At 52.9% G+C, this 19,384-nt stretch carries 20 protein-coding genes; 10 read left to right on the top strand and 10 right to left on the bottom strand.

What is annotated here, in order from left to right; all coding sequences use genetic code 11:
* Positions 1-10: 10 nt before the first annotated feature.
* The 9 genes from ACZ5AM_RS09700 to ACZ5AM_RS09660 all read left to right on the top strand — a co-directional run bounded on the left by ACZ5AM_RS09700 (position 11) and on the right by ACZ5AM_RS09660 (position 10,018).
* Entirely contained in the window at positions 11-1,105 is a 1,095-nt protein-coding gene (locus ACZ5AM_RS09700; RefSeq protein WP_464914756.1) for an FtsZ/tubulin family protein, read from the top strand.
* Positions 1,098-1,724: a hypothetical protein gene (locus ACZ5AM_RS09695; RefSeq protein ID WP_464914755.1), complete on the top strand. Its 627-nt coding sequence runs from the start codon at positions 1,098-1,100 to the stop codon at positions 1,722-1,724. The genes ACZ5AM_RS09700 and ACZ5AM_RS09695 overlap by 8 nt, the downstream gene beginning before the upstream one ends.
* 77 nt (positions 1,725-1,801) lie before the next feature.
* Positions 1,802-2,347 (top strand): class III signal peptide-containing protein, encoded by a 546-nt coding sequence (locus ACZ5AM_RS09690; RefSeq protein ID WP_464914754.1) that lies wholly within the window; start codon positions 1,802-1,804, stop codon positions 2,345-2,347.
* A 2-nt stretch (positions 2,348-2,349) separates the two neighbouring features.
* Positions 2,350-2,787 (top strand): hypothetical protein, encoded by a 438-nt coding sequence (locus ACZ5AM_RS09685; RefSeq protein WP_464914753.1) that lies wholly within the window; start codon positions 2,350-2,352, stop codon positions 2,785-2,787.
* Complete coding sequence (locus ACZ5AM_RS09680; RefSeq protein ID WP_464914752.1) at positions 2,768-3,250, top strand: hypothetical protein; 483 nt, start codon at positions 2,768-2,770, stop codon at positions 3,248-3,250. The genes ACZ5AM_RS09685 and ACZ5AM_RS09680 overlap by 20 nt, the downstream gene beginning before the upstream one ends.
* Positions 3,247-4,698: a hypothetical protein gene (locus ACZ5AM_RS09675; RefSeq protein ID WP_464914751.1), complete on the top strand. Its 1,452-nt coding sequence runs from the start codon at positions 3,247-3,249 to the stop codon at positions 4,696-4,698. Before ACZ5AM_RS09680 ends, ACZ5AM_RS09675 begins: the two co-directional genes overlap by 4 nt.
* On the top strand, positions 4,695-6,830 hold the full coding sequence (locus ACZ5AM_RS09670; protein ID WP_464914750.1) for a TPM domain-containing protein: 2,136 nt from the start codon (positions 4,695-4,697) through the stop codon (positions 6,828-6,830). The genes ACZ5AM_RS09675 and ACZ5AM_RS09670 overlap by 4 nt, the downstream gene beginning before the upstream one ends.
* Positions 6,827-9,253, top strand: coding sequence for a DUF2341 domain-containing protein (locus tag ACZ5AM_RS09665; RefSeq protein ID WP_464914749.1), 2,427 nt, complete (start codon positions 6,827-6,829; stop codon positions 9,251-9,253). The genes ACZ5AM_RS09670 and ACZ5AM_RS09665 overlap by 4 nt, the downstream gene beginning before the upstream one ends.
* Before the next feature lie 9 nt (positions 9,254-9,262).
* Positions 9,263-10,018, top strand: coding sequence for a DUF2101 family protein (locus ACZ5AM_RS09660; protein ID WP_464914748.1), 756 nt, complete (start codon positions 9,263-9,265; stop codon positions 10,016-10,018).
* On the opposite strand, the gene ACZ5AM_RS09655 is transcribed toward ACZ5AM_RS09660, so the two are convergent.
* The 6 genes from ACZ5AM_RS09655 to guaB form a co-directional block, all read right to left on the bottom strand.
* Positions 9,973-10,248, bottom strand: a complete 276-nt coding sequence (locus tag ACZ5AM_RS09655; RefSeq protein WP_464914747.1) for a TonB-dependent receptor — start codon at positions 10,246-10,248, stop codon at positions 9,973-9,975. The genes ACZ5AM_RS09660 and ACZ5AM_RS09655 overlap by 46 nt on opposite strands.
* Before the next feature lie 117 nt (positions 10,249-10,365).
* Positions 10,366-10,932: a GMP synthase subunit A gene (locus ACZ5AM_RS09650; protein WP_464914746.1), complete on the bottom strand. Its 567-nt coding sequence runs from the start codon at positions 10,930-10,932 to the stop codon at positions 10,366-10,368.
* On the bottom strand, positions 10,929-11,378 hold the full coding sequence (locus tag ACZ5AM_RS09645) for a type II toxin-antitoxin system VapC family toxin (RefSeq protein WP_464914745.1): 450 nt from the start codon (positions 11,376-11,378) through the stop codon (positions 10,929-10,931). The genes ACZ5AM_RS09650 and ACZ5AM_RS09645 overlap by 4 nt, the downstream gene beginning before the upstream one ends.
* Positions 11,375-11,584, bottom strand: coding sequence for an antitoxin AF2212-like protein (locus tag ACZ5AM_RS09640; RefSeq protein WP_464914744.1), 210 nt, complete (start codon positions 11,582-11,584; stop codon positions 11,375-11,377). Before ACZ5AM_RS09640 ends, ACZ5AM_RS09645 begins: the two co-directional genes overlap by 4 nt.
* A gap of 43 nt (positions 11,585-11,627) precedes the next feature.
* Positions 11,628-12,551: a glutamine-hydrolyzing GMP synthase gene (gene guaA / locus ACZ5AM_RS09635; protein ID WP_464916123.1), complete on the bottom strand. Its 924-nt coding sequence runs from the start codon at positions 12,549-12,551 to the stop codon at positions 11,628-11,630.
* A 61-nt stretch (positions 12,552-12,612) separates the two neighbouring features.
* Positions 12,613-14,070: an IMP dehydrogenase gene (gene guaB, locus ACZ5AM_RS09630; protein WP_464914743.1), complete on the bottom strand. Its 1,458-nt coding sequence runs from the start codon at positions 14,068-14,070 to the stop codon at positions 12,613-12,615.
* 87 nt (positions 14,071-14,157) lie between these two features.
* Here guaB and ACZ5AM_RS09625 point away from each other — a divergent pair, with 87 nt between their 5' ends.
* Entirely contained in the window at positions 14,158-15,228 is a 1,071-nt protein-coding gene (locus tag ACZ5AM_RS09625) for a DUF835 domain-containing protein (RefSeq protein WP_464914742.1), read from the top strand.
* On the opposite strand, the gene ACZ5AM_RS09620 is transcribed toward ACZ5AM_RS09625, so the two are convergent.
* From ACZ5AM_RS09620 to purS, 4 genes are read right to left on the bottom strand one after another with little or no spacing between them, the layout of a single operon-like run.
* On the bottom strand, positions 15,221-16,216 hold the full coding sequence (locus ACZ5AM_RS09620) for a formate--phosphoribosylaminoimidazolecarboxamide ligase (RefSeq protein WP_464914741.1): 996 nt from the start codon (positions 16,214-16,216) through the stop codon (positions 15,221-15,223). The genes ACZ5AM_RS09625 and ACZ5AM_RS09620 overlap by 8 nt on opposite strands.
* On the bottom strand, positions 16,213-18,351 hold the full coding sequence (gene purL, locus ACZ5AM_RS09615; protein ID WP_464914740.1) for a phosphoribosylformylglycinamidine synthase subunit PurL: 2,139 nt from the start codon (positions 18,349-18,351) through the stop codon (positions 16,213-16,215). The genes ACZ5AM_RS09620 and purL overlap by 4 nt, the downstream gene beginning before the upstream one ends.
* A 4-nt stretch (positions 18,352-18,355) precedes the next feature.
* The gene (purQ, locus tag ACZ5AM_RS09610; RefSeq protein ID WP_464914739.1) at positions 18,356-19,027 is read right to left on the bottom strand and encodes a phosphoribosylformylglycinamidine synthase I; all 672 of its coding nucleotides are present in this window, start codon (positions 19,025-19,027) and stop codon (positions 18,356-18,358) included.
* 1 nt (position 19,028) lies between these two features.
* A complete protein-coding gene (purS, locus tag ACZ5AM_RS09605) occupies positions 19,029-19,271 on the bottom strand; it encodes a phosphoribosylformylglycinamidine synthase subunit PurS (protein ID WP_464914738.1) in 243 nt (80 codons plus the stop codon).
* Positions 19,272-19,384 lie beyond the last annotated feature (113 nt).

The raw sequence follows: 19,384 nt of genomic DNA, 5'->3' as shown, positions 1-19,384 counted from the left end.
GTGAGAGCGGGTGAGGGCTATAATCATAGGGGTTGGCCAGTGCGGCACCAAGATAGCCGACCTCTTCTCCCTCGTTGATTTTGAGACCCTGGCCATAAACACCTCCCGCGGTGACCTGGAGTACCTGAAGCACGTTCCCCCCGACAGGCGGGTTCTCATAGGCGAGGCCCTCACGGGTGGAAAGGGTGTCAACGCGAACCCCGTTCTCGGAAGGGAGGCGATGAAGCGCGACCTCCCAATGGTGATGAGGAAGATAGCCTCGATAGTTGGGTACGAGGACGTCGACATCTTCTTCCTCACCTTCGGCTTTGGCGGCGGGACCGGGGCCGGTGGAACACCGGTTCTAGCGGAGGCCCTGAAAGAGCAGTACCCGGACTCCCTCGTCGTCGCCGTTGGGGCCCTTCCTCTCAAGGAGGAGGGTATAAGGCCCACCATCAACGCCGCGATAACGATAGACAAGCTCTCAAAGGTCGCGGACTCGATAATAGCCATCGACAACAACAAGCTCAAAGAAGGGGACCTCGACATCTCCCAGGCCTACGAGAGGATAAACTACACGATAGTGGAGAGGATCGCTTCCCTGCTCGCTCTCATAGACCTCCCCGGTGAGCAGACTCTCGATGCGAGCGATTTGAAGTTCGTCCTCAAGGCCTTCGGCAGCTTTGTAACAGTTGGCTACGCGAAGGCCCGGGCCGACCAGGTCAAGAGCCTCTCAAGGCTCATCGTCAGATCCTTCGAGAGCGAGGGGCTCTACCTCGAGGCCAACGTAGAGTCCGCCCTCTACGGACTGGTTGCGGTTCACGGCCCCCCCGAGGTCCTGAAGGCGAAGGAGATATTCGAGGCCCTTGATGAGCTGACTGAGAGGATAAAGGGGAAGCAGATCTTCAGAGGCTTCTACCCGGACCCCAGGGAGAGGGAGGTCGAGGTAGTTACGCTCCTCAGCGGCATCTACGACAGCGAGAGCATAGAGAGCATAATAAGGACGGCCAAGGAATACGCGAGCTCCTTCATGAAGGCCAAAGCAGAGGCCGAAACGAAGAAGAGGGAACTCCTGCAGGGACTGCCCGATTTTGACGACGTCTACCCGGGTGAGGTGGATGGGTGACGGTGATGTGAGGGACTCCGTCGAGGTGGCGCTGGAGCTTGATGAGAAGGAAGTCTACTCCCACATAGCCCACGAGAGCGCCGAGGATATCAGGAGGATAATCTCATCGATAGACGCTGAAAGGGCAAAGAAGCGGGGTTTTCTTGTCTACTACCAGGACGACTGGGACAACCTGATCAGGGAGAGGATACGGAAGGGGAAGAGGCACACAGCCTTCGACTTCTACAACCCGGAGCTCCTCGACATCTGGGAGGCCAAGGTGGAGGAACTTAAGGCTGTGAGGAAGGCCAAATACTTCCTCCTTTCCCTAATTGTGGCTGTCTTTGGCTTTTTCATTCTGGCGGGCATTTTGGTCTCGTGGTACCTCATCATCCCGGGTTTTGGGGTCCTGCCCCTCGCGGTGTGGGTCGTGGACAGGGCGAGGGAGAAGAGCGACCTTATATACCACCAGCTCACGCAGTTCTTCATAGACGAGATGAGGGCCCTCCTCTCGAAGTACTCCCTCGAACCCGAGAGGTACAGGTTCAAGCTCTTCAACGGCGACTACTTCGGGATAAGGAAGCTCAAGGTCGGGAGGGAGACCTTCGCCGTCGCGGAGCCCTTTGGAAACGGCGACTGATTCTCTATTTATCCCTCGACTTCTGGAGGTAAGTGTTAAATAGGTCTGCCCCGATAATTTAACCAGAGTGAGGGCGTATGAAAAAGCGAGGTCAGGTGTCCCTGGAGTTCATGTTCGTCTTCGCCATAATGCTCATCCTGCTGGTGTACTCGGTTAGGAACACGACCTTTGATCAGGGATCCCAGTCAGTTGAGACGCTCAAGATACAGATCGCCTTGGAGGAGAAGAACCTGGCCAACTCCATAGCCAACGCCGTTAACCAGGTCTATGCCCAGGGGCCCGGGGCCAAGACCACCGTCTACACGCAGGTTGACCTGCTCACGGACCCTAATTACCTCCAGCGGGCGTTTGGGTCGTCGGATATAACGATCCAAGCCAACGGCACCAGCCTGAGGGTGTGGGTCGGTGATGCTCCGATAGAGAGCGGCCCGTCAAAGAACACCGTGACATCACTCCTCATGTACAACTTCACCACCGTGAGGTCGATAAGCCTGAACGGGGGCTTTCCCGTTAAGAACGTCAGGATAGTGGCGGAATGGAACCCCGACAACCCGGAGAGCCTGGGAGGTTCGGTGGTTAACGACACCTACGAGATTAGAATCAACATAAATCCCGGTGGATGATCATGAGGAGGGCCCAGATAACCTTTGACTTCATGATAGCCGTCATCTTGATACTGATCACGGTCGCTGGGGTAGTCTCGGTTGCCTCGGGGGAACAGGCAAACGCCCAGACCTTCGATACCGCCGCCAAGCTGAAGGTCTTTGCCGTTGATCTAAGGGACACTGTGACGAAGGTCTATGCGGTGGGCGGGGGGTACACCGTCAGGAAAAGCCTCCCCATTAGGCTTGGGGACGGCGACAGCGTTCGGGTGGTTCTCAACTCCACCACCAATCGCGTTGAAATCTCCGCCGTCGTTGGGGGCGAGGGCTTCAGGGTCTACCAGCGGCTTCAGGTTCCCATCTATTCAACGAGCTCGATAACCCTGGGCCCGGGGGACGAAACCTTCAACGTAACCGCTGAGAACGTGGGGGGTCTGGTTTATGTCAAGGTCGAGGGGTGAGCGGAGAGGCCAGACCGCCCTTGAGGTGCTCTTCCTGATGGGGATAATCTTCACTGCCCTCACGATAATCGTCCCCGCTTACCTCAACGGCAACACCGACACAACCCTGCTGGTGCACGTTAAAAACGCTGCCGGCAACGCGTGCTCCTACCTCAACACTGGGGTCGTGGTCGAGGATTCCGTTCACGCCCCCCTGAACGGCATAATAGGGGACTCAAACTACAGCAGCCTGTGGTGCAGGGTCAGGGGGGTTTCAATAGTCTCCTCCAATAAGACGCAGGTCTCCGTAAAGGTGGTAGTGGTGTACCGTTCCGGAGTAACCCCACCCTCCGAGCTGGGGGATGCGGTTGGAAGCTTCGTGGTTGGGGCACTTAAGTCTCGGAGTGGGTTTTCCGAATCAAACGGGGTTCTGTGGTACGGCGAGAAGGCTGTGACGATAACGGTTGAGGCGGTGAGAGAATGAGGCGTGGGCAGTTGCTCTCACTTGATGCCATGCTCTCCCTGGTAGTCATGATCTTCGTCTTTGCCGCGGTTTTGAACACCTCCGCGGCCCTCAAGGGTGAGATAACTTCTATGCTAGGTTGGTACGAGAGGGCCAACATAGCTGACAACATGCTGGACGTCCTCGTTAAAACTCCCGGTGAACCCGTTGACTGGTACCAGAACTTGGATTCGGTTAAAATTGTTGGGATTCGGAGCGACTCCTCCTTAGCTGGTGTCGACTACAATCGGGTTAAGGCTTTGGCTTTGAACTTTAATAACCCGGCCGTTTTAAGCGCCCTAAACAATATGAGCATGGACAAGGACTTTTCCCTTGAGTTTTACCTTTCCTCATTTCAGGTGAGCATTGAGGGAAGATTTCCGAGGGTTTACCTGCAAAACGTGACCTTTTCCAATCCCAATGGCAATCCGCCCGGGATCAGGTTTGAAATCTCAAGTGGGAACGGAAACAACCCTATTACCGTCAGCTACGTTGAACTAACCCGGAACGGCAACACCTACGTCAACGATGAAATGTGCGCGCTAGTAAGCGGGAACAATCTTGTTTTGAACGAAGGAGACAGGCTCAAGTTCGTACTCTCCGTTGATGCTACACTTACCGCCACGAGGGGCCAGTACGATGAGGTTTACGACCTTCCCTCCAACACAGTTGTTGAGATATACATAACCGGTCCCGATGCCAGCAACTTCAAACTGAACTATGGGGGAGGCAGTTGTCCTTATACATTCAAATTTACAGGGATAGGAAACGTTGTCGTTACGGTTTCTGCCTACGACAATACCACTCCAAGGATATTATCCAACTACACCCCCTTCACAGATCTCTGGGAGAAGAAGACCCCCACCTACTGGTTCGCGGTTGTCAACAGAACCCCTACCCAGGATCGGGACCTCGTCGTCGCCTCCATGAATCTTTCTCCGTGGGTGGAGCCGGCTGAGAGGAGGGTGACGATAAGCCGCTTCGAGTACAACCTCTCAGCGGGGCCGTCGGCTACTGATCCCTTGGTCTATGGCATCCTCGCCCACCCCGTACCTCCCGGAGCCTATCTCTCGGTCAGTGCCCCTGATGCCGCTGGAAACGCGACGTTTGTGGCACTTTCCGGTTCGCGGCTCCTTGGGCTTATGGTCTACAGAAACCAGCAGGGGGATGCCCTCAAAGGGGTTGTTGTGGAGAACACGACATCTGGTGTCGTTCTCAAGGAGTATTCCGGAACAACTACATTCATCTCAATTCCCCTTAAGGATCTACTTAGTGGGGAAAACAATGAGGTGGTGGGTCTGTGGCTCTATTCCCTTGATGGATGGGCTAGAAGTGAGGTTTCCATCGACATTGCGCCGAGTATAAAGTGGGGTCTCGAGCCTAAGGCCGAACCGGCCCTCGTAAAACTGATGGTGTGGGATGACTCATGAGGAGGGGGTTCGTTTTCACGCTTGATGCACTGCTTTCGCTCATCCTGGTTATGTTGTTCATAGCAAGTATAGCAGCGGTAACCAGCAATACCTCTCAAGTTTATTCCACCTACATGAGATCTCAGTCAAAGTACATTGCTCAGGACGTCCTCCAAACTCTGAGAACGGTCTCACTGAACCAGTTGGTGCCCCCGGAGGTGATAGACGAATGGTTGAGGAATGGAACCCTTGATGGGAACTTAGTAAGCCCTGATATGACTCCCCTTGACATAGTCTCCACGTACTGGGCCACGGAACCGATTTATCCCTCTAAGAACCTTCGTCACAAGGCGGAGATAATCCTTAGCTATCTTCTCAATGTCACTTTGAAGGGCTACAACTACGAGCTCCTGATAAACAACTACACGAGTCCCTACCTTAGAAAAGTGGGTTCGAACTATTCAAAAGCATCCGATGTCTCTCCCGCAACCCTAGTAATGAGCGGCTACGCCTACAACCAGACGCCTAGGGGATACATGGCGAGGGCTTATCTGACGAAGGCCACTTTTGAGAGATCGGACATATTTGGGATACAGAGGGTTCTGGCTAGATGTCACTATTATCTCTCTGATTCTGATTGGTACCCAAATACCCTTAGGGTTGAATCTCACTTTAGGTTGCCATCTGATGCAGTTATTGAAGATGCCGACCTCCGCCTAGTTCAAAGGACGGGTAGGCAGAGTTCTTATTTTGAATTAAATGGGAATCCACTTAGCGCGGGTTATCATTCAGATATTTCAGGGTATCTATCCGGTGGGGATAACAATCTAACTGCCACGTTCACCACATCATATTCTCCATATTACTGCTACGAACTCGGTTATGGTAGTGGTTCCATGATGTATGTCCAGTACAGAACAAGAAGTGTGAACACTGCGCTTTTTGATCCAGCTAAACGTTACGGTGAGCTCTATGATGTTCAGAGTTACACTGGCATCTACTACTTAAACGCTCTTTTCGTCCCAGGGAACATAACATCCCTTTCAATTCATTTGGTAACCGAGGGAGTTAGAGATATTAGGATTTATTATGCCTATGGGGCCAACTATTATGAGATAGTCCACAAAACTGTGAGCTCTAGCGGTATTGTAAGTACAGACATAACAGCTCAAGAGATTGAGACAGGGCTAGAATCCCATGGCTTTACACTGGAGAACTTGTCTAGGACATACTTTAATCTGGTGGTAGCATTGGATTCGTGGTGGGACAGTGATATTCGGTATTTTAGATATGACACTACATATAGGCTCAGAAGGCTGTACGGTAATGGGGAGTCATACATAAACATAGATTACATACCCAGGACCGTGACTACAAAATATTCTATACCCCTCTCGATATTTAAGGACTATGGAGACATACAGTACAGTGGTGACTCCTCCGGTGTTAGATACCAGAGGATGAGTTTTAGCTACTACCTTCCACCTAACGCTGATCCTTGGTATGTTGATGTGTGGACGGCAATTCAGTTTACAACATTTACCCCCACTTCGTATACCACACTCTCAGAAAACGGTCAAATTATTTATGATTACTACTCAGATATCTACATGATAAGAGCGGCGTATTCTCGATTAAACGATAACATGATGGTTCCTGGTCAGGCTAATACTTATGTTGCTGAAAGTTCTGATGTTGATCAGTACGGGTTTAGGTACGGGGAAAGCAGGGCAATTATAAACTACTTTATCCAAGCCTACGCGGGTTATGGGGATGTATTCCCCCATTTGATCCAGGGTTATCCTACATATAAGGGCTACAATTTAACCTACTACTACAGCGATGGAGTTAACATTATTGAAAAGACTATCTTGGTAGGAGATAACCCGTATAAATCACTTTCCGTAGATGAACTTGATCCCATGAAATATGCCGTAGACGACGCTATTCTGCGTCTCTTTAACAACCTAAATTATATTGATGACAATAACCCCGGGGAATGGAGGGCTCCCCCATACGATGGCTCTCTACAAAACCCGATAGACGTTTACCTCCCCGAGAGTGTCAAAATAGATACGGCTTCGATGGGTAACATACCCGGTCTCTTTCAACCCATTCAAATAACCCTGAGGGTATGGAGGGAGAAACCATGAGAAGAAGAGGCTTTTTCCTGAACTCTGCAGTATTGGTGTTGCTTATACCTGTGCTCCTTCTTCTTGCAACCTACGAGGATGTATCATCTCAGATAATAACGGCCCAGAGCGAGAGGAGTCATATAGAAAGAACATATGATGTAATCTCTTTTTTAGATCTGGAGTTCCAGAGGGCCTTAGAGTTATCTGGGAAGAGGGCAGTTGTTGCCGTTGTTGATTATGTGGCAGTTACTGGAAGATTCATTGCCCCTAGCTACATGGCAAACAACACCATACGGGATCTAATGATTGACGGATCTTCTTCTTCCATAATAGGCTATGACTCCTCAAGGATTATGGGGAAGCAAACCCTAGGGGCATGGTTATCTAACATCACTAGAATGCTAAATGAGCAGGGATATACGATATCTCCCTCAATTGACGAGATAATTAATTCGATGGAGATAAAGGTTGCTCCCCTCGATGCGTTCACTATAGTGATAAAGGCCAGAATACCCAGCATACAGATAAAAGATAACATTGGAAAGGTTATATACTCCGGGCCTCTGCCAACAAACGGTAGATATGTGCACTCGATGGTTGACATAAGGGAACTTGAAGATCCTCTCTTCTCTGCCATGACTGGAGGCAGGTATCAGCGCTCCATTAGAGCCTGTCCGATGGCATATCCTCAGCTTGGGCAAATGCCGATTGTGTATGCCAATGGTTCAGGGGTTTCATCAGAAGGGCATATCGTAGGGAACTTTAGAAAAGCACCTCAACTTTCCTCTGATCTCGGATACAATGAAACTCACGTTTGGGATTCAGACAACAACTACATGACCAACTTTACCATTGGTGGAGTGCAAGTAAAAACCACGGATTTCATAAACTCCGATGGGGATCTGGGCGTTCTAGTGTTCCCAGGGATACAGGATAGTGGTTCCGGAAGCGGCAGTTCGGGAAGCAGCTGGTGCTCTCCGTTAGGATATAGAATAAATCTGACAATCCAGAACCAAGTGGGTTCTGACTTGGACGATTACCAAATTCCCGTTTTGATAAGCACAGCAAAGGGATTTACGACTCAGATCCTCAACATAATCTTCCAAAACACCCAGAATACCTATTCCCTAACGAATGACCCCTATCAAACGAATTCCTCAATAACTTTCTATGATTCAAACTGTAACCCAGTGCCCTTCTGGATTGAATATTGGGATCCGATAAATGAAGAGGCGCTGATATGGATAAAAGCCTTCATTCCTAATGGAGGCTCGCTGAATTTACAGATGTATTTTGGTAACGAGATACCACCAACAAAAGGCGACGGTAAGAGCGTCTTTGTCCTGTTTGCAGGTCCGAAAACGATCGACGGGGGGAATAACAAGGAATACCTCATAAACACACAACCCCTTAATTTGTACGGTGGATTTGCCGTTAGGTTCAGGATGAAAGCTAATGGAGATTACGACGACTGGGACAGTGGTGTAATTGTAAGCGACAGTGATGATCGTGAGTTGGTATTTACTGACGATACAGTTCGGAGTGGGGATGGTCTCGCCGTTCACAGACCTTGGTGGAATTCTCGAACTGAGGTTTCGGCCAGATCCTCAATAACTTCATTTAATGTGTATGAAGCTTTGATGAAACCGTATTCGCAGGATTATAAAGATGCAAAGTTCAAGGACATCACCGATGGCAGAGTGAACTATGATGGTTCATATGTTAGACGCTGGAGTGAGCCTCTCGACTATGTCTACTGGGCAACGGATAGTGAAAAATCTTGGAGGACCACAACATACGACTGGGTTGCCGTGAGGAAATATGATATTTCGAATGATCTACTTGAGGATCCAAACTTCAATGGTATAACCTTCTACTGGAGAACTACAGATCCGAGTCAGGTTATAGAGCAGAAACCTTCATCCAGCTCATCTGGCCAAGCTCAAGCCTCCTCAGGTAGAACCTATGATATCCAGACTTTCGTTGATTGCCTAATGGATCAGAGGTACATAGCTATTGAAAACGGTTGGTCATTCTTTGAAAGGCTTGAGGGAAGTAACCAGAACCACGATAAGTACGTGATTCTAGCGCATAGTATGCAGGATGAAATAGGCTACAAATATGGTACCAAATACTATCCGATAGGACTTGTAAGTTTCATGATTCCCGACCCAAACTATGATCCTAAGCTCTACAGACTTTTCCTTACTCTTGGGCTGTCCGTAGAAGAAGGAGAGTCCAGTGTCGATTACTACTTCCTCAATTACTACATGGGAGGGGGTCAGAAAGTTACCGGATACCGTGTCTGGGGAATTTCTCAGGGAGCCCTATCAACGGGTGATCTTAGTAATGTACCATTCTTTATTGATCCTGAAACAGCGAGGGAAGTGTTTAGCGCTACAGGGTCCTGCGACCTGCTCTATGGGTACACCTGTGGATGAGGTGAAATCATGGGGTTCGACGACCTGCTTTACTCATTGGGGGAAGCAGTAGAAAGGTTCGCTCACAAAGCAATGGGAACAGTGAGGGAAATAGCGTCCCCGGGGAGACACGAAAAACCTCCAGAATTTGGATTGCTGAGAAGAATAGTAAGGAAAAATCTCACTCCTAATGAATTTCTGAGCCTTAAGCTCCAGGTGATCCTCTTGGTCTACCTAGTCCTCTCACTGCTTGTAACGGTTTTCATGAAGAGCCCGCTCTACCTTCTTATCCTGTTTTTGGGTGAGTTCCTGTACATCAGGTACCTGATCCTGAGAAACTGGGACTTTTTCCTCGATCCAGAGCCCTACCGCTTCTTCTACTACTGGATATCGAGCATCGCCTTCCTGTCGTTTATGGGGTACCTAATCCTCAGAAGGTTTGCCCCGAATGTCTATTACTACTACTCCTACCTGATTGCCGTTCTCGTTGCGGTGCTCGTGTTCCGGCACTACTTTAAGTCCCGCTACGGCCGCGATTACACCTACGGCGTCGTTGAAGAGGTGAAGAACGACGTGATGAGGGTCTTCGTTCACGATGACCTCGCCGCCAACATCAAACCCGGGCACTACTGGGTTCCGGTGGTTCCCGATGCGGAGCCGGGTCGTGTGGTGAAGCTCCTGCTCGAGGAGAGGACTCTTAGGGGGGCCGTTCCCACAAGGGTGCTGGAGGTCTACTTGGATCAGTCCTCCCAGATCTCAACCGAGCCGAAGGACGAGACGGAATGAAGGATCAGAAGATAGATCGAGTGGCAGGGCTCGATCAGATTGGTCTTCACGAAGCCGCCCCCTTCACGCTTTATTATTAGGGGCTCCACCATGGGGCACCCTGGATGGATGATAACGGCCCCTTCAGATTCCCTGAGATCGTAACCCAGTCCGCTGCAGACTCTCCCAATGAACGCCCTGAACTTCCCCCACCTGTCAATCGAGATTTTATAATAGATGGTGTGTCCCAAAGTATCACCAAAGAAAGTAATAACGAAACCTTAAAAAGTTTTTCTTGAGAGATTCGAGGAGGCGATGATGAGTAAACCCGTTGCGGAAAAGTGAAGAGAGGATCGACTAGCTGAGCCTCAAAGTTCACCGCAAAGCTTGGCAAAGTTACGGTAGACCTCGGCTCCGCGCTCGGTGTGGGCCACTTCTGGATGGAACTGGACGCCGTAGATTGGAAGGCTCTCGTGCTTCATGGCCTCAACGGGACAGGTCTCGCTCCTGGCCAAAAGCTTGAAGCCCGGCGGGAGCTCTTTTACCTCGTCCATGTGGCTCTCCCAGACCTTCAACTTCTTTGGAAATCCTTTGAAAAGGTCGTTTTCCTCAATTATTTCAATTTCAACGAAGCTGTATTCCGCTTTATCACCCCTTCCAACCTTCCCTTCGAAGTACCTCGCTATGAGCTGATGCCCGAGGCAGATTCCCAGAATCGGGACGTTGAACTCGTCGTAGTGCTCAAGAATCGCCTCGCAGTTGCCGGTCTTCTCTATGTCCGGTCCGCCCGAGAATATTATACCCTTTGGGTTCAGGGCTTTTATTTCCTCCAGCGAAGTGGTGTTTGGTATTATCTTCGCCTCAACGCCGAGGTACCTTAAGGTTCTCCAAATCCTGTGGACGTATTGGCCCCCATTGTCCATTATAACTATCATGAACCCACCCCCACGAGTTTGAAAAACTCGTCGGATTCCTCAACTAGATAGAAAGCTTTCAAGCCGAGAGATTTTGCTAGGTCGGCCATTTTTCTGTCGTTTGTTATCAGCACGCCCTCAAGGAATTCCGCCGTTGCTATGAAATATAAATCCGGAACCCTATGGGCAGTTTTAAACGCGAGCTCTCTAAGGCGGTGAAGTATAAGCTCCTCTTCCACGAATCCTGATACAAGAGATAGGTATATTTCATGAGCTTCTCGTGCCAATTCTTCCTCTAAAAATCGTCTCATTACGGATATGAACTCGAGCTCGCCAAAACGGGGCGCATAGAGTTCCACGATATCTTGTTCTGCCAGTTCTGCAACTTTTTTTGCCGTTTTAGTTCTATCTGGATAAAAACTGGAAAACAAATTGACAATAACGGAGGTATCTATAACGACCCTCATGTCTCCTCCTCCCGGAGTCTAAGAAGGTAATCCTCGGGGGACTCGTCGAAGTTTTCGGGGGTGATTGTCTCCCTGAACTTTCTTGTCAGCTCCAATATATCGCCCTTGATAATTTTGATCCTCACCCGCTCGTGCTCCTTCAGCTTCAGGGGTTTCAATGGCTTCAGCACGCCGTTTTCGTAGATTACTTCAATTATCTCCCCCATGCTCCCACCGTTTTAACCTGGTCCCGAAAATAAATAAAGGTTCTCACTCGAACTCTATCGTCGCGGGAGGCTTGTTGGTTATGTCGTAGAGCACCCTTCCGACCTCAGGTATCTCGCTCGTAATCCTGAAGGCTATCCTCTGGAGCACTTCGAAGGGAACGTTCATCGCGTTGGCAGTCATCCCGTCGAGGCTCTCAACAACGCGAACCGCTACCGTCTCCTTGTAGGCCCTTATGTCTCCCTGGACGCCCACCGTCTTAACGCCGAGAAGAACCGCGAAGGCCTGCCAGGGCCTCAGCCCGGCCTTCTCGATCTCCTCCTCGACTATCGCGTTGGCCTCCCTGACTATCGCAATCTTCTCCGGCGTCACCTCGCCGAGGACTCTAACCGCTAACCCCGGTCCTGGGAAGGGCATTCTGTTGTATATTTTCTCAGGCAGATCGAGTTCCCTCGCCAGCTCGCGAACCTCGTCCTTGTAAAGGTCCCTCAGCGGCTCTATGAGCTTGAGGTTGAGCCTCTCTGGAAGACCACCGACGTTGTGGTGGCTTTTGATTTTCCCCTTGCTCTCAATCCAGTCAGGGGCTATGGTCCCCTGAATGAGGAATTCTGCGTCTATTTCCCTCGCAACCTCCTCGAACACCTCGATGAAGACCCTGCCGATTATCTTCCTCTTCTCCTCCGGGTCTGTAACGCCTTTCAAAGCCTTAAAAAAGCGCTCGCTAGCGTCTACGTAGTGCAGGTTGAGGCCAAACTCGTCCCTGAAGGTCTTAACGACGAATTCAGGTTCACCCTTCCTCATAAAGCCCGTGTTGACAAAGACCGCATGGAGTCTATCTCCTATGGCCCTGTGGGCAAGTATCGCCGCCGTCGAGCTGTCAACTCCGCCCGAGAGTGCTATTATCGCCTTTCCATCCCCGACCGTCTCCAGGATTTCCCTCACTTTCTCCCCTATAAAGCCCTCCCACATCGCCATCACCGTTCAGCATGTAAATGGCAAAAATGGTTTAAAAATTTGATGTTTTTGAGTTTTATTTGTTAATCGGGTAGTTCGGGGCCTCGTTGGTTATGAGTATGTCGTGCGGGTGACTCTCCCTGACCCCAGCTTGAGTTATGATTACGAACTCGCCCCTCTCCTTGAGTTCCTCGATGTTCCTGGCCCCAACGTAGCCCATCCCCGAGCGAAGCCCTCCGACGAGCTGGTAGAGAACGTCGCTCACGCTACCCTTGTACGGCACAACGCCCTCAACCCCCTCGGGGACGAACTTCCTCGTCTTCATGTGGCCCTTCTGGTAGTACCTCTCGGCTCCGCCTTTCATCATTGCCCCGAGCGAACCCATCCCGCGGTACTGCTTGTACCTCCTGCCGTTGATGACGACCTCTTTGCCCGGGGCCTCTTTCGTTCCGGCCAACAAGGAGCCGAGCATCACCGCGTCAGCCCCCGCCGCTATGGCCTTGACTATGTCTCCTGAATAGCGGATTCCTCCGTCGGCTATGACGTGAAGCCCGTACTCCTGCGCTCTGTCAGCCACGAGCGCTATGGCCGTGACCTGGGGGACGCCAACGCCGGCAACTACCCTCGTGGTGCATATGCTGCCTGGCCCAATGCCGACCTTTACCGCGTCGGCGAAGGTGAGGTCGTCAACGGCCTTGGGGTTGGCTATGTTGCCAACGATGAGATCGGCGTCAACTGCCTTCCTTATCTCCTTCATCGCCTTGATGGCCTTGAGGTTGTGGGCGTGGGCGGTGTCAACGACTATAACGTCCACCCCGGCCCTGTCGAGCGCCTTTGCCCTCTCGATGTCGAAGGGACCCACGGCCGCGGCCACTATGAGATCGCCGTTTTCGTCCCTGACAGCGTTCTTGTACTTCCGCCTCCTAGCTAGGTCACTCATCGTGATTATCCCAACGAGTCTTCTCGATTCATCGACGACTGGGAGCCTGTCTATCCTGTGTTCGAACATCAGCTGGAGCGCTTCCTCGGCCGTTACGCTCTCCGGAACCGTTATGGGGTCGCTCGTCATGATCTCCCTCACTAGTTTCCCCTGCTTCACGGCTATGTCCTTCTTGCTGATGACGCCAACGACCTTCCCACCGTCCACAACGGGCAGGCCGTCGATATCGTTCCTCTCCATCAGGAAGAGCGCGTACTCCACGGTCTCATTCGGTGGAATCGAGATAACGTCCTCGACTATGAAGCGCTCGGCCCGCTTTACTCTCTTTACCTGCTCCACCTGCTCCTCGATGCCCATGTTCCTGTGTATCACTCCCAGACCGCCCTCCCTGGCCATTGCAACCGCCATCTCCCACTCCGTCACGGTGTCCATTGCCGCGCTGAGAATCGGTATGTTGAGCTTGATCCTCGGCGTGATCCTTGTCGAAACGTCAACGTCCTTCGGCTCGACCTCGGTCGGCTGCGGGAGAAGAAGAACGTCGTCGAAGGTGTAGCCCTGGAGCGCATTAACAAGTTTTTGTTCAAATCTGCCCATATTTTCCGAACCTCCACATCCTTTTTGACTTGAAAATGGCCATTATTTTTAAGGTTTGCGGAAAGGCTTAAAACAAAAACTCCCCTAATGTTTTGGGGGCTTGGTGTGGACTACGAACTGCTGGCCGCGGCCTTCAGCATGGGGGTCAAACTCGCCACCGGAGGCATGATCCTGTTCTTTGCCCAGCAGAGGCATAGGCAGACCTCTCTGTACTGGGGGATAGCGTGGTTCGTTTACGCCTACGCCATACTCGGCGACCTAACCGGCAAATACGTCCTCGGCGCCCTTTCCATTGCCCTCTTCGCTTCCCTGTTGCTCTACGGCTTCACAAGGCTGGCCGGCGTTGAGACCTCGGTCAAGACCTTCTCCGAGCAGATTTCAGTTCTGCCCGTGGGGATAGTGGCGTACCTCGTCCTGGTCATGAGGACCTTTCCGGAGGACACGAGCTTTGCCGTCATGGGGACGGCCTACGGGATCTCAGGCCTCTTTATGCTGCTTTTGGGAGCCCTTCTCCTGAAGCTGAGGGAGCTTTACGGTTCAAAGGCCCGCGATCTGGGGGCGTCCCTCATACTCTACGGTATCCACAATATGGACTACCCCTTCCTCCGCAACGTGGGCTGGTTTGCCCCCCTCGGGTTCTTGCTCGGCCTGGCCCTGACGCTTCTCTCCGCGGTTTTCATGGTCGAGTTCATAACGGTCTTCCCCATCGAACTTCCCAAGGAAGGGGTTAAGGGAAGGGTGGAGAAGGGACTCTTTCTTGTTTCCCCGTCGAAAGTCGGTGAGTTCGTGGAAACGCTGCGCGATTACCCCGTTCTAGCGTTCGTCCGCAGTCTCAACCCTCCTAAGGCGTGGAGGGCGTTCAGGATAACCAACGTGGAGGGGAAGTGGACCATATCGCCCACGAACCTCCCCAAGATCCTCGAGGTTTCCGTTGGGTACATGGAGTCCCTGAACGAGGGTGAACCCAAGATAAGGCCCGTTATACTCCTCGAGGGAGTCGAGTACATACGCCTCTACGTCGACTTCAAGGGCCTGGCAAAGTTCCTCTCGACCCTCAGGGACTACGTGACCCTGAACGAGGGGACGCTGATAGTTGTCCTTGACAAAAACGCATGGGATGAAAGGGAGCTCAAGACCCTCGAACGGCTCCTCACGTAACGATCTCTCTCACCCTGTCCTCCTCCAAAGCCTCCCTCAGCTCCATCGCGATTCTCCTGCCCGTGCTCACAGGGAAGTCGTAGCGGAGCCAGCTGTAGGGGGAACCGTGGACGAAGGGATTCGTCCCTGCAACTATTCTTGCCGAAATCTCGAAGACGACGAACTCCAAATCCTCGGTGTAAACCCCCTCGAGGCAGAAGGGCCCCCAGAGGCCACCCATCAGCTCATCGGCCGCTTTCACAGTCTTCTCTCCCGCCTCGATGACGTCCATCAGCAGGCTCTCCCTCAGAACGAGGGGGATGTTGCCTATCACGGTGTAGTTGGTGTTGAACTCCAGGTCAAGCTGTTCCTTCGCCGGAATCCTGCCTATCGCGTCCGCGTTGCTCTCGTAACGCCTGTCGATGCTCATTAGTTCGAGCTCGCGGTTTAGCCTGGAGTAGAAGTAGTGCGGGTAAACCGGCACGCCGAGGACGTACTCCTGAATCTGGATGTTCTCCAGGTCCTCCTTGTCCCTGATGCCGAGCCTCTCGGCTTTCTTCCAGAAATCGGCCGGGCTCTTGGCCAGAAAGTAGCCCTTTCCCCCCTTGGCACCGAAGGGCTTGACTATCACAGGCCCGTCTATCTCATCCGGGTCGTCGTAAACCCTCGGGAGGCGGAGCTTCGCCTTCTCCAGCCATTTCCTTTCCAGTGAGCGGTCGCTCTCCCACTTTAGCACCTCTTTGTTGCCGTAATATGGCACGCGCATTTTTTCGACGAGCTCAACGCCGAGGTGCGCAACGAAGGAACCGGTGGGAATCACTACCGCGTCGAGCTCGAGGAGCTTCTCCTCGGGATAGGTTCCCTCGATGAAGTAATCAGCGACAGGAAAATATCGGGTGTAGAGGGGCTTAACCCTGGCTTTACCGAAGGCTATTGTCTCAAAGCCCTCATCTTTAGCGCCCTTCAAAATCTGGAGGGCGGAATGAGATGCGTAGGTCGCTATCCTCATTCTTCCTCACCCAAAAGCGCCGGTAGGGACTCGTGAACTTCCCTAAGCTTGGAAACCGACTTTCTGAGAAGCTCTTCGCCGTTCCAGAGGAGGACGGCATCGCCTCCCCCGGTTCTCCCGATGACGGCGAAGTGCCTGAATAGAGCCTTCAGCTCGGTAAGGCTCTCCTCTGGAAAGGCTATGACGTAGCGCCCGTGACTTTCGCTGAAGGCGACCTCGAGCGGGTTTGAAGTCTCCGAGGGGACTTTCGAGAGTTCAGCTGTGAAGCCAACGCCGTTAAGCGCCATCTCCGCCAGAGCGACCGCTATACCCCCCCTGCTGACGTCGTGGACTGCCCTGACGAGGCCTTTCCCTATGGCCCTCAGAATCCCCTCTGCGTTGGCCTTCTCATCCCCAAGGTTAACGCGGGGAGCGAAGCCACCGTCGATGCCGAGCCTCCCGTAGAGCTCCGAGCCACCGAGCTCTTTCTTCGTCAGCCCGACCACACCGATCAAAAGGTTTTCCTCGAAGTGCTCGGCCGGGATTTCCTCAAGCCTGACCTTTCCCAGGCCGGCAACGACCGGGGTGGGTTTTATCGGCCTTCCGGCAACCTCGTTGTAGAAGCTCACGTTCCCACTAACGTAGGCCAGTCCAAAGGCCTTCGCCGCATCGGCCAGCCCTCTAACCGTCTCGGCGAAGCTCCAGTAAACCTCTGGCTTCTCCGGTGAGGCGAAGTTGAGGTTGTCCACCAGGGCCAGAGGTTTGGCCCCAACGCTTACGAGGTTCCTAACGACTTCGGCAACCTCCCCCATAGCGCCGTGGTAGGGGTTCAGGTAGCTGTGACCCGGGTTTCCGTCGGCAACGAAGGCTAAGCCGTACTCGTCGTTGATTTTAAGGACGGCGGCATCGCGGCCGGGTTTCAAGACTGTCCTCCCTTGAACCTCGTGGTCGTACTGCTCCCAGACCCAGCGCTTGCTAATGACGTTCGGACTGCTCCAGACGAGGTCGAAGGCCTTCTCGAAACCAACGTCGGGTGTTTCGGCGGGCTTTTCCGCGCTGTAGGGCCTCATCTCCCACTCAATCGTCGGGACGTCCGTGAGCAGGTCAACCGGCAAATCGGCAACCTTCTCGCCATTCCAGTAGACGATGTAGCGCGGCTCCTCGATTATCTCGCCGACGACGGTCCACTCGAGCTCGTACTTCTCGAAAATCCTCCCAAGTTCCTCCACGTCCTCGGGCTTAACCGCGAAAAGCATCCTCTCCTGGCTCTCCGAAATCATTATCTCGGCCGGGGTCATGCCCGGCTCCCTGAGCGGAACCCTGTCCGCGTAAATCACCGCGCCGAAGCCCTTCTTTCCGGCCATCTCCGATGATGCGCAGGTCAGACCTCCTCCCCCGAGGTCCTTGAGGGCCTTCACCTTCCCCGTGTAGACTGCCTCAAGCGTCGCCTCGATGAGGAGCTTCTCCGTGAAGGGGTCTGGAATCTGCACCGCAGAGCGGTCTTCCTCCTCCGCGTTTTCGCTTAGCTCCTCGCTCGCAAATGTAACCCCGTGGATACCGTCCCTGCCGGTTCTGTTGCCGACGAGGACGAGCTTAAGGCCGGCCTCTGTTACGTAGCTGTGGATGAGATGTTCCGGCCGCATAACACCGATGCAGGCCACGTTCACGAGGGTGTAGCCGTCAAGGCTCCCATCGAACTCTGTTTCACCGCCAACGGTCGGAACGCCTATCCTGTTGCCGTAGTCGGCTATGCCCTTGACGACGCCCTCAAAGAGGTAGCGGTTTCTCTCCTTCTCCAGCGGGCCGAAGCGTATCGGGTCGAGGAGCGCTATTGGACGAGCACCCATGCAGAGTATATCCCTCACTATTCCGCCGACGCCCGTAGCGGCACCGCCGTAGGGTTCGACAGCTGAGGGGTGGTTGTGGCTCTCAATGCCAACGGCTATCCAGGTTTCGTCGTCGAACTTCACTATTCCAGCATCTTCACCCGGGCCGAGGATGACATGCTCGTTTTCCGTCGGTAAAAGCCTCAGCCAGGGCCTGCTCGACTTGTAGGAGGCGTGCTCGCTCCACATGACCTCGAGCATGGCCTTTTCAACTTCGTTCAGCTCTCTCTTCAAGCGCTCACGGATGAGCTTCTCCTCGTGCGGGAACACAGAATCACCTCCTTGCCCACTCCACCATGCTCCTGAAAACCTTCAACCCGTCCTCACTGCCAAGAAAGCTGTCACTAGCGCGCTCTGGGTGGGGCATGATTCCAAGGACGTTTCCCCCTTCGTTCGCTACGGCCGCTATGTTGAGAACCGAGCCGTTGGGGTTTGCATCCTCGCTCACGTTTCCCCTTTCGTCGCTGTACCTAAAGACTGCCCTGACCTTCGACGGGTCGTCGATGTAGTAATTCCCTTCAGCGTGGGCTATCGGCATTCTGATGACCTCGCCGGGTTCATAGAGCGAAGTGAAGGGTGTTTCGGTGTCTTCAACGCGGAGATGCACCCACCTGCAGAGGAACCGCGGGATTTTGTTGGGCCTCAAAGCCCCGGGCAAAAGGCCGGCCTCAGTGAGAATTTGAAAGCCGTTGCATATCCCCAGGACTGGCTTTCCCTCGCGGGCGAACTCCCTTACCTCCTCCATGATTTCCTGGCGTGCCGCTATTGCCCCGGCGCGGAGGTAGTCGGCGTAGCTGAAGCCACCAGGCAAAACCACGCCGTCGAAGTCCTTCAGGCTGGTTTTATACCATATCCTCTCGGCCTCGGCGCCGGCCTTTCTGATTGCCCTCTCCGTTTCAAAGTCGCAGTTGGTTCCGGGAAAAACCACCACTGCAAAGCGAACCATCTCAGCTCACCGGCTCGATGCTGTACTCCCAGCGGTGGATCAGCGGGTTCGCGAGGAGCTTCCTGCACATCTCCTCGACGTCTTTTTCCGGATTATCGCTCTCCAGCTCGAACTCGAAGCACTTGGGGACGCGCAGATTTTCCACCGCGTAGCCGAGGTTTCTGAGGGCCTTCCCGATGACTCTCCCCTCCGGGTCGTTGAGGCCCTCCTTGAGGCGAACTGTGACGGTAACCTTCCACTTCATTGGCACCACCTTGCCAAAAAAGTGTAAAAACTCCGGGTTTTTAAGGATTATTTTGACAGAAAAATGTCAAACAAGAAGCACGGGGGCTAGCTTTTGCTCCTGGGATAAGCTTC

The sequence above is a fragment of the Thermococcus fumicolans genome, from assembly GCF_055386755.1.
This window is presented reverse-complemented; position numbering and strand designations above follow the sequence as displayed.

Bases quoted from the DNA above. Each gene is read 5' to 3' on its own strand.
- ACZ5AM_RS09690 (WP_464914754.1), top strand. From the start codon at position 1,802: ATGAAAAAGCGAGGTCAGGTGTCCCTGGAGTTCATGTTCGTCTTCGCC.
- ACZ5AM_RS09670 (WP_464914750.1), top strand. From the start codon at position 4,695: ATGAGGAGGGGGTTCGTTTTCACGCTTGATGCACTGCTTTCGCTCATC.
- guaB (WP_464914743.1), bottom strand. From the start codon at position 14,070: ATGGGCAGATTTGAACAAAAACTTGTTAATGCGCTCCAGGGCTACACC.
- guaA (WP_464916123.1), bottom strand. From the start codon at position 12,551: ATGTGGGAGGGCTTTATAGGGGAGAAAGTGAGGGAAATCCTGGAGACG.
- ACZ5AM_RS09680 (WP_464914752.1), top strand. From the start codon at position 2,768: ATGTCAAGGTCGAGGGGTGAGCGGAGAGGCCAGACCGCCCTTGAGGTG.
- ACZ5AM_RS09625 (WP_464914742.1), top strand. From the start codon at position 14,158: ATGTTTTGGGGGCTTGGTGTGGACTACGAACTGCTGGCCGCGGCCTTC.
- ACZ5AM_RS09620 (WP_464914741.1), bottom strand. From the start codon at position 16,216: ATGAGGATAGCGACCTACGCATCTCATTCCGCCCTCCAGATTTTGAAG.
- ACZ5AM_RS09645 (WP_464914745.1), bottom strand. From the start codon at position 11,378: ATGAGGGTCGTTATAGATACCTCCGTTATTGTCAATTTGTTTTCCAGT.
- ACZ5AM_RS09650 (WP_464914746.1), bottom strand. From the start codon at position 10,932: ATGATAGTTATAATGGACAATGGGGGCCAATACGTCCACAGGATTTGG.
- ACZ5AM_RS09665 (WP_464914749.1), top strand. From the start codon at position 6,827: ATGAGAAGAAGAGGCTTTTTCCTGAACTCTGCAGTATTGGTGTTGCTT.
- ACZ5AM_RS09660 (WP_464914748.1), top strand. From the start codon at position 9,263: ATGGGGTTCGACGACCTGCTTTACTCATTGGGGGAAGCAGTAGAAAGG.
- purQ (WP_464914739.1), bottom strand. From the start codon at position 19,027: ATGGTTCGCTTTGCAGTGGTGGTTTTTCCCGGAACCAACTGCGACTTT.
- ACZ5AM_RS09675 (WP_464914751.1), top strand. From the start codon at position 3,247: ATGAGGCGTGGGCAGTTGCTCTCACTTGATGCCATGCTCTCCCTGGTA.
- ACZ5AM_RS09640 (WP_464914744.1), bottom strand. From the start codon at position 11,584: ATGGGGGAGATAATTGAAGTAATCTACGAAAACGGCGTGCTGAAGCCA.
- ACZ5AM_RS09695 (WP_464914755.1), top strand. From the start codon at position 1,098: ATGGGTGACGGTGATGTGAGGGACTCCGTCGAGGTGGCGCTGGAGCTT.
- ACZ5AM_RS09685 (WP_464914753.1), top strand. From the start codon at position 2,350: ATGAGGAGGGCCCAGATAACCTTTGACTTCATGATAGCCGTCATCTTG.
- purS (WP_464914738.1), bottom strand. From the start codon at position 19,271: ATGAAGTGGAAGGTTACCGTCACAGTTCGCCTCAAGGAGGGCCTCAAC.